12 protein-coding genes are annotated in these 15,575 nt (G+C 31.0%); 10 read left to right on the top strand and 2 right to left on the bottom strand.

From position 1 onward, the window contains the following. The first annotated feature begins 12 nt into the window (after positions 1–12). Entirely contained in the window at positions 13–552 is a 540-nt protein-coding gene (locus tag ATE90_RS09425; protein WP_036787193.1) for a DUF4136 domain-containing protein, read from the top strand. 74 nt (positions 553–626) lie between these two features. Here the strand turns inward: ATE90_RS09425 and ATE90_RS09420 are convergent, their stop codons facing one another. Continuing rightward, the gene (locus ATE90_RS09420; protein WP_036787190.1) at positions 627–1,643 is read right to left on the bottom strand and encodes a glutamine synthetase beta-grasp domain-containing protein; all 1,017 of its coding nucleotides are present in this window, start codon (positions 1,641–1,643) and stop codon (positions 627–629) included. A gap of 168 nt (positions 1,644–1,811) precedes the next feature. Between ATE90_RS09420 and ATE90_RS09415 the strand changes: the two genes are divergently transcribed. From ATE90_RS09415 to prfA, 9 genes are all read left to right on the top strand, one after another. Further along, the gene (locus tag ATE90_RS09415) at positions 1,812–3,995 is read left to right on the top strand and encodes a glutamine synthetase III family protein (protein WP_036787187.1); all 2,184 of its coding nucleotides are present in this window, start codon (positions 1,812–1,814) and stop codon (positions 3,993–3,995) included. Between the two features lie 416 nt (positions 3,996–4,411). Continuing rightward, positions 4,412–5,458 carry a hypothetical protein gene (locus ATE90_RS09410; RefSeq protein WP_036787185.1) on the top strand — a complete coding sequence of 349 codons (1,047 nt, stop codon included), beginning with the start codon at positions 4,412–4,414 and terminating at the stop codon, positions 5,456–5,458. A gap of 63 nt (positions 5,459–5,521) precedes the next feature. Further along, positions 5,522–5,956, top strand: coding sequence for a hypothetical protein (locus ATE90_RS09405; RefSeq protein WP_036787182.1), 435 nt, complete (start codon positions 5,522–5,524; stop codon positions 5,954–5,956). A gap of 14 nt (positions 5,957–5,970) precedes the next feature. Next, a complete protein-coding gene (locus ATE90_RS09400) occupies positions 5,971–6,696 on the top strand; it encodes a CsgE family curli-type amyloid fiber assembly protein (protein WP_036787179.1) in 726 nt (241 codons plus the stop codon). A 23-nt stretch (positions 6,697–6,719) separates the two neighbouring features. Further along, positions 6,720–7,124, top strand: coding sequence for a curli assembly protein CsgF (locus ATE90_RS09395; protein ID WP_101451330.1), 405 nt, complete (start codon positions 6,720–6,722; stop codon positions 7,122–7,124). 7 nt (positions 7,125–7,131) lie between these two features. Then, positions 7,132–8,472, top strand: a complete 1,341-nt coding sequence (locus ATE90_RS09390; protein WP_036787173.1) for a CsgG/HfaB family protein — start codon at positions 7,132–7,134, stop codon at positions 8,470–8,472. A gap of 11 nt (positions 8,473–8,483) precedes the next feature. Further along, a complete protein-coding gene (locus tag ATE90_RS09385) occupies positions 8,484–9,995 on the top strand; it encodes a carboxypeptidase regulatory-like domain-containing protein (protein WP_036787170.1) in 1,512 nt (503 codons plus the stop codon). 104 nt (positions 9,996–10,099) lie between these two features. Beyond that, the gene (locus tag ATE90_RS09380; RefSeq protein ID WP_036787167.1) at positions 10,100–11,278 is read left to right on the top strand and encodes an AIR synthase related protein; all 1,179 of its coding nucleotides are present in this window, start codon (positions 10,100–10,102) and stop codon (positions 11,276–11,278) included. A gap of 253 nt (positions 11,279–11,531) precedes the next feature. Then, positions 11,532–12,608, top strand: a complete 1,077-nt coding sequence (gene prfA / locus ATE90_RS09375; protein WP_036787164.1) for a peptide chain release factor 1 — start codon at positions 11,532–11,534, stop codon at positions 12,606–12,608. Between the two features lie 303 nt (positions 12,609–12,911). Here the strand turns inward: prfA and ATE90_RS09370 are convergent, their stop codons facing one another. Continuing rightward, positions 12,912–15,317 carry a glycoside hydrolase family 31 protein gene (locus ATE90_RS09370; protein ID WP_036787159.1) on the bottom strand — a complete coding sequence of 802 codons (2,406 nt, stop codon included), beginning with the start codon at positions 15,315–15,317 and terminating at the stop codon, positions 12,912–12,914. Between the last annotated feature and the right edge of the window lie 258 nt (positions 15,318–15,575).

Genomic DNA, 15,575 nt, shown 5'->3' with positions numbered 1-15,575 from the left:
AACCAATTTATGATGAAAAAAAGTATTTTAGTAGTACTAAGTTTAATTTTATTGTCTTCCTGCAACTCTTTAAAAGTGGTTACTGATTATGATACAAAAGTTGATTTTAAAAAATACAAAACGTTTGCATTTTATAAACCAGCTATTGATAAAGCAGCAATTTCTGACTTGGATAAAAAGCGAGTATTACGTGCAATAGAATCAGAATTATTAATACAAGGATTTACAAAGTCTGAAAATCCTGACATGTTAGTAAGCTTTTTCACCAAATCTAGACGCAAGGTAAACATCAATCAAAATAATAATTTTGGTTACGGTTTTGGTTGGGGATGGAATCCTTGGATAGGAAACGGAATGAATACAACGAGTGTTTCTGAATATACAGAAGGTACTCTATTTATTGATTTTATAGATACATCTAAAAAGGAATTAGTTTGGCAGGGAATAGGAACTGGCGCTTTAAGGATTCAGAACAGAGAGAAAAAAGAAGCTAGAATTAAAATATTTGTTAAAGAGATTATTTCTAGATTTCCTCCTGGACAAGAAAAATAATATAAAAAGTAATTTATAAAAAAAAACTCCGAAAGAATACTTTCGGAGTTTTTAATTTATATTCAAAATTTTAATTAAATTTTCGCAGACTTTACCGTTTTTATAATTCTTCCTGCAATTTTATAAGGATCACCGTTAGAAGCTGGTCTTCTGTCTTCTAACCAACCTTTCCATCCTTTCTCTACAGTAATAATTGGAATTCTAATTGAAGCTCCTCTATCAGAAATGCCATAAGAGAAGTCAGAAACGTGAGCAGTTTCATGTAAACCAGTTAAACGCTCATCATTAAATTCACCATAAATATTCATATGCTCTTCTGTAACAGGTCTAAAAGCTTCACAAATTTTCTCATATATTTCTTGAGAACCACAGGTTCTTAAAGTAGTGTTAGAGAAGTTAGCATGCATTCCAGAACCATTCCAATCTCCTTTTACTGGCTTTGGATGATATTCAATATAATAACCATATTTTTCAGTTAATCTATCTAGCAAATAACGAGCTATCCAAATTTCATCACCGGCTTTTTTAGCTCCTTGCGCAAATAATTGAAATTCCCATTGTCCTGGTGCTACTTCTTGGTTAATTCCTTCAAAGTTTAAACCAGCTTCAATACATAAGTCAGCATGTTCTTCAACAAAATCTCTACCCCAAGTATATCTACCACCAACAGAACAATAATATTTACCTTGTGGTCCAGGAAACCCTCCACGAGGAAACCCTAAAGGTAAATCAGTTTTGGTATCCATTAAGAAATACTCTTGCTCAAATCCAAACCAAAAATCGTTATCATCATCATCAATTGTAGCTCTTGCATTAGATGCATGTGCCGTACCATCCGCGCTTAAAACTTCTGACATGATTAAATAACCATTTTTTCTTACCGGGTCTTTATAGATTGCCACAGGTTTTAATAAACAATCGGATGAACCACCAGAGGCTTGTTCAGTAGAACTACCATCAAAAGACCAATTGTCTAATTCCTCGATTGTTGCTTGAAAGTTTTCATGCTCTTCAACTTTAGTTTTACTCCTCATGTTTTGGGTAGGAAAATGACCATCTAGCCAAATGTATTCTAATTTAATTTTTGCCATAATAAATAAATGTATATCTGATGTTAACAGTACAAAAATGAAATAATTTACCTACATATCAAAAAAAAGAGGGGTAAAATATTAAAAATGTATAAAAAATAATTTTATCCCTAATTTTGAAAGGGTATATTTGTTTAAAATTAAAAAATAGTAGAAAATATTAGTAATATGTCAAGAATCAGATTCAATGCATTACAAGAAACACTACATAGAAGACCTATTAAAGTGATTCAGAATGAAAAAAGATCAACACTTTTTGGTCAAAATGTCTTTAATAAACACGCTATGCAACAGTACCTTACACGTGCCGCTTATGAAAGTGTAATGAATGCGATTGAACATGGAACAAAAATAGATAGAAAAATTGCAGATCAAGTTGCAGTAAGTATGAAGGATTGGGCCATGTCGAAAGGTGCAACTCATTATACGCATTGGTTCCAACCACTTACAGGCGCAACAGCAGAAAAGCATGATGCTTTTTTTGAATCTATCAACGGTAGTTTGGCAATGGAAAAATTTGATGGAGAACAATTAGTTCAGCAAGAGCCAGATGCATCAAGTTTTCCAAATGGAGGAATTAGAAATACTTTTGAAGCAAGAGGATATACTGCTTGGGATCCTACATCTCCAGCATTTATTTATGAAACTACATTATGTATTCCTACTATTTTTGTGGCGTATACAGGAGAAGCCTTAGATAACAAAACACCATTATTAAGAGCCATACAAGCACTTGATACCCATGCAACTGCTGTCTGTAAATATTTTGACAAAAATGCAAGTAAAGTAAGTGCCACTTTAGGTTGGGAACAAGAATTTTTTTTAATTGATGATGCTTTGGCGCTTTCTAGACCAGACTTGCAATTAACGGGTAGAACATTATTAGGGCATACGCCTGCGAAAGGACAACAATTAGATGATCATTATTTTGGTACAATTCCTGCAAGAGCAATGAGCTTTATGCAAGATTTAGAACAAGAGTGTATGTTATTAGGAATTCCTGTAAAAACAAGACATAATGAAGTTGCTCCGAATCAGTTTGAAGTTGCGCCTATTTTTGAGGAGGCAAATTTAGCGGTAGATCATAATTCATTGCTAATGGATGTAATGCAGAAGGTTTCTCGAAGACATAAATTTAAAGTGTTACTTCATGAAAAACCATTTGCAGAAATTAATGGTTCAGGGAAACATAATAATTGGTCTTTATCATCAAAGAACGGGACTAATTTATTGAGTCCTGGTAAAACACCAATGAAAAATTTACAATTTCTCACCTTTTTTGTGAACACTATTAAAGCAGTCTATAGGTATGAAGAATTATTAAGAGGGTCTATTGCATCTGCAGGTAACGATCACAGATTAGGGGCCAATGAAGCTCCACCTGCTATAATCTCTGTATTTATTGGTAGTCAGTTATCTGCAGTTTTAGATGACTTAGAAAATGTGACGAAAGGAAAGCTATCACCTCAAGAAAAAACAGATTTAAAACTGAATATCATTGGTAAAATTCCAGAGATTTTATTAGATAATACCGATAGAAATAGAACATCCCCTTTTGCATTTACAGGAAATAAATTTGAGTTTAGAGCTGTTGGTTCTTCGGCAAATTGTGCAATACCAATCACGGTTTTAAATACCATTGTAGCAAAACAATTAAAGGAGTTTAAAATTGAGGTTGACGCCCTGATTGATGAAAAAGGATTGAAAAAGGATGAAGCTATTTTTAACATGTTAAGAGAGTATATTAAAGATTCAAAAGCCATTCGTTTTGAAGGAGATGGTTATGGAGATTCTTGGGAGAAAGAAGCAAAAAAACGCGGACTTAGCAATAATAAAACAACACCCGAAGCATTAAAAGTAAAAATCACCAAAAAGGTAATTGATTTATTTGAGGAGATGGATGTAATGAATAAAGTGGAGTTAGAGGCCAGGTACGAAATAGATTTAGAATTATATACAAAAAGAGTTCAAATAGAAAGTAGGGTTTTAGGAGATGTTGCTAGGAACCATATAGTTCCTACAGCTATAATTTATCAAAATACACTATTAGAAAATACAAAAAATCTTAAAGAAATTTTCGGAACTGAGTTTAAGAATATTGCCAAAGAGCAAATAGAACTCATTATGGTTATTTCTAATCATATTACAGAAATTAATTCTCTAGTAAATAAAATGGTTGAAGAACGAAAAAAAGCAAATAAGTATAATGGGATAAAATCTGCTGAATATTATTGTCGAAAAGTAAAACCATTCTTTGATCAAATTCGTTATCATTGCGATAAATTAGAAACTATGGTAGATGATAATTTATGGCCACTAACCAAGTATAGAGAATTATTGTTTACCAATTAATAAAGCGTAAATTTTTTAAGGCTAAAATATTTTCAATGCACCTATCTACAGGTGCATTTTTTTGTTTGTATTTCATGAAATACCCGATCGCAAAGGCTATTATAACTCAGTATTAGTTTAAACTAATTTCAGTTTTGTTTTTGGATAAAATTTAACAAAAAAAATGCTCAAAAATGATGTAGGTCATTTAGCATCTTAATAAGCTATTATACATTCGTATTATAATTAAAACAGACGATTAATCGAACAATATAGATAATTACAACTCTCGGCTCGAGAGTTGACTGAAATGTAATTTATAACTTACATTTTCCCTTGTGATTTTAAAGAACCCTGCGAATAGCATTTCTTTTAAATGATATCAAATTAAAATTTGATATGCTAAAAATAAATAAAAGTATTTTAAAATTTTTATAATGAAAAAATTATTAATTATGGCTATGTGTATAGCCACAGGAATGACATTTTCTCAAGAGAAACACGAAAATGATCACAATGAACAAATCATTTTGCCTAACAACATTACAGTAGAGGGTCAAATAGGTATGATTGATAAAACTGCTGGAACGCCAGTTGGAGTAGTTTTATTTGTAAATCATTTTACACCAAACCTTGCTGCAGGAGAGGTAGATCAAGTATTAATGCCTGAAGACTTTGTAAAAAAAGGAAGAAACAAAGTTGCTGTAAGACAAGTAGGTGATCAGAATAAAGCAAGAGGATTTCAATTAGGTCTTGGTAATATGTCTTTAATCAGACAAAATAATACTAATTTTCTTCCAGGTCAAGTGGGTAATTTGGCATCAACTATTCAGCTAGGGTTTGATAATGGAGCAGATATCAAACAATTTGGAGATGATAATAAAGGTCATATTGGACAAATAGGAACCGGAAATTATGCCGTTCAAAACGTTGGAGGTGATAAAAGGATGGCAGCGGAAGGTAATTTGGCTTACGCAGGCCAAGTAGGGAATAATAATAGAGCTTCTCAGAAACAACGTTACAATAATAATGAAGCTACAGCATGGTCTTATGGTGATGGGAACCAAATAGTTCAAGATCAATCTAGTGGTCCAAACCAATCTAGTGGAAGTGTTGCATTTGTTAATCAAGTTGGAAATGAGAACGCAGCTCAACAAAAACAAATAGGTTCTAATAACTATGCAAGTGCTTATCAAACAGGAGATGGAAATACTTCTTTAGAAACTCAAACTATGATTGGTGATTCAAGTGAAGTTATGAATCTTTCTACAGTTAACCAAGTAGGAAATAAGAACATATCTTCTGTTACTCAATATTCTAATATGGGTAATAATAGTAGTTTGGTAAATCAAATTGGTAATGGTAACTCATCTTTAGTTAGACAAGCTACTTTAGAAGCTAAAAGTGCTTCATGTGTTAAGCAGAAAGGTAATAGCAATACCGCTCAAGTAACTCAATTATCGGGTTCTGGGTCTGGTCATTAGTATTTTTAAATGGAGTGAGAATGTTATTCTCACTCCATTTTTATAATTTTAAAAAAAGGAAAGATGAAATTAATTAACTACATATCAATTATTTTTATATTCTTATTTTATTTTTTTGGGAATGCTCAAGATGAAAAATCACCTAGTTATTTTTCAAATAAATTACAATATAATATAGAGCAATTACAAATCAATACTTCCGAATCTTATCAAAGTATATTAGAAGAAAAAAATAGCACAATTTCATTAAGACAAATAGGTGATGAAAATAGTGCTAATATTTATAATAAGTATGCAAATGGTGAGCATACTATAAATCAAATAGGAAATAGAAATAATTACCAATTTTTTAATTATACCAATAAACAAATAATTAATTTAGGAATAATGCAAACGGGAGATCATAATTTATTAAAAATAATGGGTGCAAATTCTATGTTTCAGGATCTTAAAATATTCCAGTTTGGAGGGGCTGAAATGAGTGTAATTAACTTTTGAAATTATTAATTAAAATGAAAAATAAGGCAGTAATTTTATTTATAATAATAATTTTTTTCACACCTTTTTCTTTTGCCCAAGAGTTTGATAATTATGAATTAGAAGGAAAAATTAATTTATTTAGGATAGATGATTTTTTAACTTTAAGAGCTCAAGCACTAAACCATGAGTCATTTTTTATAAATGATCTTAATTATAATTTGGTGGTACTAAAAAAGAATAGTGAGGGAAAATTATCTAAAAAAAGTGAGTCTAATGATTTTTCATTGGAACCAAGTGAAGAGAAACAATTAGCAGTAATTAAACTTAATTTTAAAAAGAATGAAGAATTAAAAGTATATCTATTTATAAAATACAAAGATAAATTAGTGCATAGAGATACATTATTTCTCTTGCCTATGAAAGAAGGAGTAGTTAAAAAAACAGTAAATGAGAAACAGTTCTTAATTAAAGGGATCGTGATTGATAGATCGTTAACGAAGATAGGAAAAGATTATCATGATTTTTTTTACAAAGAATATTTAGTTACCAAGAGAAATTATCCGTTTATAATTAAGATAGTTGAAAAACCAGCAATGGGAAGGAGTAGTATTTTGTCAATTGAGGTTGATCGAAAAAAGATTCATGAGTTTTTTGCTAGACCAGAAGAAGATTATTTAAAGGCTAATGTTGCACAAGCTATGAGAAAATTAAGAGGATATAATCAAAAAAGGAAAGCTACTTTTCAAAAACAATTTTAGAAACCAAAAAAAATCTATTAGTTATGAAACAGACAATAATATTTATTTTCATTTTAATTTCCAGTTTTTTGCATTCACAAGGTTTGGTGTATACGCCAATAAGCCCTTTTTTTGGAGGTGATTCATATAATTATCAACAGATTTTAGCTTCTGCAGTTGCTCAGAATGACTTTACAGATGAACAGACTCAATTTAAAGCGCCAACAGCTCTAGAAAACTTCACAAATAGTTTAAATACAAGGTTACTTAGTGCATTGTCTCAAAGTTTATTTCAACAAGAGTTAGGTGATACAAATTTAACAGTTGGAACCTATACTTTTGGAGATTTAGTAGTTGAAATAACTCCAGGAACAAATGGCTTAAATGTAAATATTCTAAATATTACTACTGGTGAACAAACCTTGATATCAATTCCTAACAGTAATTAAAATTACCATGAAAATAACGACAAGTATAGTTTACTTATTAATAATTAGTTTGTTAACGGGTTGTGGTGCTTATTTTAATCAACCATTTACTCAAACAAAAGCAAGAATTGGAGAGAATACTTCACCGGATTTTTTAGTAAAAAAAATTCTTCCTTCAGAGAAAATTATTGTTGGTGTGTATAAATTTAGAGATCAAACAGGACAGTACAAGCCAGTAGAAAACGGTTCAACATTCAGTGCCGCTATAACTCAAGGAGGAACTACAATTTTATTGAAATCACTTGAAGAATCAGGATGGTTTAGACCCATTGAAAGAGAGAATATTGGAAACCTTTTAAATGAACGACAAATAATTAGAAATACTCGGCAAGAGTATGCAAATGGTAAAAAGGTAACAATGCCACCTTTACTTTTTGCGGGTACAATTATTGAAGGAGGGGTGGTTTCTTATGATTCAAATATTATAACGGGAGGATCAGGATTACGTTATTTTGGAGCGGGAGTATCTAATCAGTATCGACAAGATAGAATTACTGTATATCTAAGAATAGTATCAACATCAACAGGTGAAATTTTAAAAAATGTTTATGTTTCAAAAACTATTTTATCTCAAGGTATTTCTGCTAATTTATATCGTTTTGTTTCTTTAAGAAGATTGTTGGAAGCAGAAACCGGAGTCACCAAAAATGAGCCATCACAATTAGCTGTAAAAGAAGCAATTGACAAAGCTGTAGATTTATTAATTGTTGAAGGTATTGCTGATGGTATCTGGAGGCCTAAAGGAGGTGAAGCAGCAATAGAGTATGTTAAAAAAGCATACATGAAAGAAAGAATTGATGCTGAAAAAACAGAACTTTATAATAGGAAAAAAGAAAATCGAAGAGCTAAAGTATCAACAGGTTTTGGTCTCGGAATGGCTCAAATAAAAGGAGATTACGTTAACCCTACTAATCAGTTTGGATTTGATTTGAAAATAAAATATTCCTTTAATGACCCTAGTTTTAATATTTGGGGATCTGTTGGAAGATTGGAGTTAGATAATAAAGATATTTTTCATGAAATTTTTTTAACTTCTGGATTTAATATCGAATATATCATTTTGCCCTATGAAAAATTCACACCATACTTGTATGCTGGCGCAGGATCAATAAGTAAGACAAATTTAGATCAATCTTTTTTTAAATTTCAAGGAGGTGTGGGTATTGAATATTTAATTTCAAATAAAATTGGATTTTTTGTAGAAGGTGAATATAACATGCTGTTAAGTGACGATTTAGATGGACGGATTTTAGGAGAAAAAAATGATATGTTTTCGCGTTTAGGGTTTGGTCTTAATGTATATTTTTAAATAGAAGTCTTATGAAAAAAGTAATTAAAATAATAAGTATATCGCTAATAACTCTCTTTCTTACTAATTGTGGGGAAGAAGAAACTATTGGTTTAATAGAATATGGTAATTTAACAGGTAAAGTTGTTCAAAAAGAGGGTTTTGTTCCCATAGAAAATGTAAAAATAATACTTTCACCTTCAAATAATACGGTGTTTACTGATGCCGAAGGGAATTTTATATTTGAAGGAATCGAAGCACAAGAATATTCAGTGCAAGCAGCTAAAGAAGAATATTTAGATAAATATGAAGGAGTAATTGTGAGCGCAGAGGTAGAAGTAAATATTATTTTTGAAATGGATATTTCAACAGCTCTAAATAAATCACCCACAAAACCAGAACTCATAATTCCAAATGATGGTGCCATAGATTTACTCAACGAAGTTGAACTGTCTTGGGAATCAACGGACCCAGATGAAGATGAATTAACATATACTCTAGAAATTAGAAACGATTTTAATAGTGATGTAATCAAAATCACCAATATAAAGGATAAAAGTTATACTTTATTTGATTTAAAATATGGGGTAAAATATTTTTGGAGTATCGAAGTAACTGATAATATTAATACAGAAGTTATAAGTAGTATTAGATCGTTTACAATTAAAGATGATCCAGCGAATAGGTATTTTTATGTTAAAAATGAAGGAGGGAATAGTATAATTTATTCTTCGAGTTTTAACGACGTAAATAATGAAGTTTCAAATACAGTGCAATTAACAAGTTCAAGCTTAAATTCATGGAGACCTAGGCGGAATAATGTAACTAACTTAATCGCTTTTTTACGAACAGATAGTAATGAAGCACATATATATACAATGAAGACTAATGGAGATGATATTACAAAAGTAACATCTGCAATACCCTTAGCTGGTTTTAACTTAAATGAAATGGATTTTTCATGGTCTCCAGATGGAAGTAAATTATTATACTCTTCTTTCGATAAATTATATGCAATAAATAAAGACGGTAGTGGATTACAAATAATATATGAAACAATAGATGGCAGTTTAATAACTGAATGTGATTGGAGTAGTAGTGGATTAAGAATAGCATTGAAAACAAACAATTCAAATGGATATAATGGTTCAATTTTAGTTATTGATTTGAACGGAAATATTTTAAATACTGTGGTTTCTGAAGTTCAAGCTGCTTTAGGAGGTTTAAATTTTTCAGCATCAGGCAGTAAATTATTGTTTACTAGAGATGTTTCTAATTATCAAGCAACTGATTACAGACAATTAGATACTAGGATGTTTATTTATAATTTTACAGATATGACTTTTATAGATATTTCTGATGACGAAAAAGAAAGTGGTACTAATGATTTAGACCCCCGTTTTTCGCCCAATGAAGCTAATGTTATTTTCGTAAATACATCCAACGATGGTATTTCTCAAAAGAATATTATGACGACAAATCTGTCAGGAAATATTCAAAAACAACTTTTATTTGCAGATGCTACAATGCCAGATTGGGAATAAATATGTAATACATAATAAAAAAGCGAATGATAAAAAACGTTCGCTTTTTTTATTGATATAAAATTTAGAACAACTAAATTTGTATTACAATACAACACAACAATATGAGTCAAGAAGTTTCTAAACGTTACGCGCAAAGAGGTGTCTCTGCATCAAAAGAAGATGTACACAATGCAATAAAGAATATAGACAAAGGTTTATTTCCAAAAGCATTTTGTAAGATCGTGCCCGATTACTTAACAAATGATGATGATTTTTGTTTAATAATGCATGCAGACGGGGCAGGAACAAAGTCCTCTTTAGCTTATATGTATTGGAAAGAAACTGGAGATATTTCTGTTTGGAAAGGCATCGCACAAGATGCATTAATCATGAATATTGATGATTTATTGTGTGTGGGTGCAACGGATAATATAATGTTATCATCTACTATCGGTAGAAATAAAAGTAAGATTCCTGGAGAGGTTTTATCAGCAATTATAAACGGAACAGAAGAATTAATAGAAGACTTGAAAGGTTTTGGAGTGACGATTCATTCTACTGGGGGAGAAACTGCAGATGTTGGTGATTTAGTGCGTACAATTATTGTAGATTCTACCGTAACTGCAAGAATGAAGCGTATTGATGTTATTGATAACGCAAACATAAAGGCAGGTGATGTAATTGTTGGCTTAGAGTCTTTTGGGCAAGCGAGTTATGAAACTGAGTATAATGGAGGAATGGGTTCTAACGGATTAACATCGGCGAGACATGATGTTTTTCATAACTATTTAGCAAATAAATATCCAGAAAGTTTTGATGCTGCTGTTCCTGCTGATTTAGTGTATTCAGGAAATATAAAATTGACGGATAAAGTTGAAAATTCTTCTATTGATGCCGGTAAATTGGTTTTATCTCCAACAAGAACGTATGCGCCGATTATAAAAGAAATTTTATCAAAATTCAATGCTGAAACTGTTCATGGGATGATTCATTGTTCTGGAGGTGCTCAGACAAAAATCTTACATTTTATAGATAATTTACACATTGTAAAAGACAATATGTTTCCAATTCCACCTTTATTTAAATTGATTCAAGATCAATCTAAAACAGATTGGAAAGAAATGTATCAAGTGTTTAACTGTGGACATAGAATGGAAATCTATGTTTCTCCGAAAATTGCAGACGCCATTATAAATATTTCTAAATCTTTTAATGTTGATGCAAAAATAGTTGGGCGTGTAGAAAGTTCACCTTCTAAAAAATTGACGATTACAAGTGAGTTTGGAGTTTTTGAATATTAGATTTTTTTTCTAATTTAAGTAAGTGGTTGTCCAAAAATTATAAGCATTCACTTATTAGGTAGCTCTTTCTTTTAATGAAAATCATTTAAATATTCAACTAAAAGAAGGTTTTGGGTTTTTATTTATCTCTTTTTTAAAGGAAATCATCAACAAAAAACAACAAGTAAAAAAGAGGAATTTCATAAAAAATAGTTTGTCTACTTCAAAAATACCTATAAAAATTGTAAATTCGCACTCCAAGAAAAGATAGAAGATGTTAGATAAATTAAGAATTGTTAAGCAACGTTATGATGAGGTTTCTGATTTAATTATTCAGCCAGAAATCATTATGGATCAAAAGCGTTATGCACAATTAATGAAAGAATATAAAGATTTAGGGAGTGTTGTTACAAAAGGTGATGAGTATCAAACTTTAGTAAATAATATAGAAGAGGCTAAAGAAATTATTTCTGATGGTTCTGATGCAGAGATGACGGAAATGGCGAAGATGGAAATTGATGAAGCCAATACTAGAATTCCTGAACTAGAAGATGAAATAAAGTTCTTATTAATTCCAAAAGATCCTGAAGATTCTAAGAATGCTGTTGTTGAATTGCGAGCAGGAACGGGAGGAGATGAAGCAAGTATTTTTGCTGGAGATTTATTTAGGATGTATTCTAAATATTGTGAAAGTAAAGGTTGGAAAGTTTCCACTGTAGATTATTCTGAAGGTACAAATGGTGGGTTTAAAGAAATTCAATTTGAAGTAACTGGAGCAGATGTTTATGGAACTTTAAAGTTTGAAGCTGGTGTGCATCGTGTGCAAAGAGTTCCGCAAACAGAAACTCAAGGGCGTGTTCATACATCTGCGGCTACTTGTATGGTTTTTCCTGAAGCAGAAGAGTTTGATGTGGAAATCAATCCAAAAGATGTAAGAATCGATTTTTTCTGTTCTTCTGGTCCTGGAGGTCAGTCTGTAAATACTACATACTCTGCAGTTCGTTTAACCCATATTCCTTCCGGTTTAGTTGCGCAATGTCAAGATCAAAAGTCTCAACATAAAAACAAAGAGAAAGCATTTAAAGTATTACGTTCTCGTTTATATGATATGGAATTAGCGAAGAAGAATGCGGAAGATGCCTTAAAGCGTGGTTCTATGGTTTCTTCTGGGGATAGAAGTGCAAAAATTAGAACCTATAATTATGCACAAGGAAGAGTTACAGATCATAGAATTGGTTTATCACTTTATGATTTACCGAATATTTTAAACGGTGATATTCAGAAAATAATAGATGAATTGATGTTGGCTGAAAACACTCAAAAATTAAAAGGATTAGCAGACGGAATATAGTTTCTTTATGTAAAATAGTAAAACCTCAAAACATTGTTTTGAGGTTTTTTGTTTAGGTGAAATTAAAACATAAAAAAACGATTAAAGTTTAGGGAAGACTTTAATCGTTTTATTCAAATAAAAATTTAGATAAAGTCTAAATCAAGAAATATGTTGGGGGAATAAAATATTATAAAGTAAAATTACAATGGAAAAAGATATTATACAATACCCATTTATGATGAAATTCTCAATTCCCCATAAATAAGGAGAGGCCTCCATGTTTATGGGGAGGTTTCTCATTTCCTTATTTCCTAAGACTTTCTATTTTCCAAATAAATGTAATTCTGTAAACTCTTTCTCTATTGATATGGATTGGTTTTTACCAGTTTTAAAATTATCTAAAGAAATTTCTACATTATCTATTTGTATTGAAGTAATTGTAAATGGCAAATTATGGAATACAATATTAAACTTCTTGTATTGTGCATCAAAGACGCCTTCTTTGTGTTGTTGTAAAATAAATTCATCCTTTTTGCCAGTTAATTTAAAAGTACGTAAACTATATCTACCTTTCTTATAATCATAACCATCATGTGCATCATCAAAAAGTTCAGATTTTTCTTTACCGTTTTTATAATAAACATCCAAAGTAATATCATCCATTTTCTTTTCTCCGACATATTGTTGGATAGGATATTTCGGTATAACGGCTCCTTCTTTGATAAAGAAAGGTACGCTATCTATATCTGCATCTACCCACATTTCTCTTCCTCCTTCTACAAGTTCGTCAGTCCAGAAATTATACCATTTCCCTCTTGGTACATACATTCTTCTTCCTTTAGCATTTGGTTCTAATATTGGGCAAACTAAAATTTTATCTCCGTACACAAACTCATCACTTCTATAATGTGTTCCGTGATCTTCTTGATCGAATAAGACTAATGATTTTAAGATAGGAGTTCCTTTTGTTATATGTTTCCAAAAAGCGGTATATAAATAGGGTAATAGCTGATATCTTATTTCAATAAATTTACGAACGATATCTGTAATTTCTTCGCCAAATACCCAAGGCTCTTGATTTCCATGATCTCCAGACGAGTGAACTCTGCAAAATGCATGGAAAATTCCTAACTGAATCCAACGTGCAAATAATTCTCCTTGAGGTTGTTCCGCAAATCCACCAATATCACTTCCTGCAAAAGAGAAACCAGACATGGCCATTCTCTGTGCTTGGTTGTTAGCAATGGCTAAATGTTCCCATGTTGCTACGTTATCTCCCATCCAAGTAGAGGTATAACGTTGTGTACCAGAATAAGCAGCTCTTGTAATTACAAATGGACGTTTTGGATATGCGTATTTCTTTAATCCATGATAAGTTGCACGTGCCATTTGCATTCCGTAAATATTGTGTGCTTTTCTGTGCGAACAAGGGTTTCCATCATAATCATGACGCACATCATTGGGGAATGATTTGTTAGGAACGTCCATTACAGCAGGTTCGTTCATATCATTCCAAACTCCCTTTACACCAATATCTTCAATCAATTCTTGAAATAAACCTTCCCACCAAGTTCTTACCTCTGGTTTTGTAAAGTCAGGAAAATAACATTCTCCAGGCCATACTTTACCTTTCATATAAGGACCATCTGCACGTTTACAGAAATAGTCTTTATCTAAAGCTTCCTTAAATACGGGGTATTCCAAATCTATTTTAATTCCTGGGTCTATAATAACCACAGTTTTAAAACCGTCATCTTCTAATTCCTTCACCATTCTTTTTGGGTCTGGGAAATGTTTTTTATCCCAAGTGAAACAGCGGAAACCTTCCATATAATCTATATCTAAATAGATAGCATCACATGGTATTTTTAAGTCTCTAAATTTTTTTGTTATCTCTTTAACGTTACTTTCTGGATAGTAACTCCATTTACATTGATGGAATCCTAAAGCCCATAATGGAGGTAAATGTTGAGGTTTACCTGTTAAGTCTGTATAGTTAATAACAACATCTTCCATTTTTGGACCATAGATAAAGTAGTAGTTCATTTCACCACCCTGTGCCCAAAAACTAGTTACATTTCTTCTTTCATGTGCAAAATCGAAATGAGTTTTAAACGTGTTGTCAAAGAAAATACCATAAGATTTATCATTTTGAATAGATGTGTAAAATGGAATCGTTTTGTAAATAGGATCTGTATCTTTTCCAAAAGCATACGAATCTGTTGCCCAGTTTTCAAAACGTTTTCCCTTTAAATTGACATCAACAGGCTTATCGCCTAAGCCATAAAAGCTTTCAGATTTCTGACAAACCTTGCTCATTTTTACGATATCTCCTCCGTATTCATAACTCTCTTCCCAATGAAAACCAATTTCATCTTGGTTGATGATTTTTAAGTCTTTGGCATCATATAGACTGACTTGTAAACTTTTTTTTTCAACTTTACAAATAAGTTTAGAAGTGGTTATTATATAGTTTTTTTTGTCTTCTGTAACTTCTAAGAAATTGTATCCTCTACTTGCATATTTTGTAATTCCGTAAGAAAAATCATTTTCAAACTTACCTGCAGTAGCATATCTAAATCGAATAACACTGTCTCTTACCACTGTAAGTTGCAAAACAACATTATTCTTTGTTGTAAAATATAATGTGTCTACATCTTTCTTATAGGTTACAATTTCAGAAGGAAATAAATTCCCTTTTTGTTCTAGTTCTGTATTAACAATCATTTTTTAGCTTGTTTTTTTTTGTCTTGTAAAAATCGTAAAAGTTTGTAAAAAATATATGGTTAAACTCTTTTTTCTACGATAACGTTTTAGTCTATATTTCCAGTAAAAATATTCCTTATTTATTTAAAAATAAGAGTGGTACATTTTATTTTAAATATTGCTAAAAGATTTTTTAAAGTTTTAAAAATACTTTGTTTTTTTATGAAGTATAAAAAAAGAACCCCTCTTTTTTATCATTATATCATCAGAGATAAAAAA

Source organism: Polaribacter sp. Hel1_33_96, from assembly GCF_002846595.1.
GTDB lineage: Bacteria > Bacteroidota > Bacteroidia > Flavobacteriales > Flavobacteriaceae > Polaribacter.
Note: the sequence above shows the minus strand (reverse complement) of the source record. Positions and strands in the feature narration are given on the sequence as shown.

What these genes read in the sequence shown, in the direction of transcription:
- ATE90_RS09425 (WP_036787193.1), top strand. Translation starts at nt 13, where the DNA reads ATGAAAAAAAGTATTTTAGTAGTACTAAGTTTAATTTTATTGTCTTCC.
- ATE90_RS09420 (WP_036787190.1), bottom strand. Translation starts at nt 1,643, where the DNA reads ATGGCAAAAATTAAATTAGAATACATTTGGCTAGATGGTCATTTTCCT.
- ATE90_RS09415 (WP_036787187.1), top strand. Translation starts at nt 1,812, where the DNA reads ATGTCAAGAATCAGATTCAATGCATTACAAGAAACACTACATAGAAGA.
- ATE90_RS09410 (WP_036787185.1), top strand. Translation starts at nt 4,412, where the DNA reads ATGAAAAAATTATTAATTATGGCTATGTGTATAGCCACAGGAATGACA.
- ATE90_RS09405 (WP_036787182.1), top strand. Translation starts at nt 5,522, where the DNA reads ATGAAATTAATTAACTACATATCAATTATTTTTATATTCTTATTTTAT.
- ATE90_RS09400 (WP_036787179.1), top strand. Translation starts at nt 5,971, where the DNA reads ATGAAAAATAAGGCAGTAATTTTATTTATAATAATAATTTTTTTCACA.
- ATE90_RS09395 (WP_101451330.1), top strand. Translation starts at nt 6,720, where the DNA reads ATGAAACAGACAATAATATTTATTTTCATTTTAATTTCCAGTTTTTTG.
- ATE90_RS09390 (WP_036787173.1), top strand. Translation starts at nt 7,132, where the DNA reads ATGAAAATAACGACAAGTATAGTTTACTTATTAATAATTAGTTTGTTA.
- ATE90_RS09385 (WP_036787170.1), top strand. Translation starts at nt 8,484, where the DNA reads ATGAAAAAAGTAATTAAAATAATAAGTATATCGCTAATAACTCTCTTT.
- ATE90_RS09380 (WP_036787167.1), top strand. Translation starts at nt 10,100, where the DNA reads ATGAGTCAAGAAGTTTCTAAACGTTACGCGCAAAGAGGTGTCTCTGCA.
- prfA (WP_036787164.1), top strand. Translation starts at nt 11,532, where the DNA reads ATGTTAGATAAATTAAGAATTGTTAAGCAACGTTATGATGAGGTTTCT.
- ATE90_RS09370 (WP_036787159.1), bottom strand. Translation starts at nt 15,317, where the DNA reads ATGATTGTTAATACAGAACTAGAACAAAAAGGGAATTTATTTCCTTCT.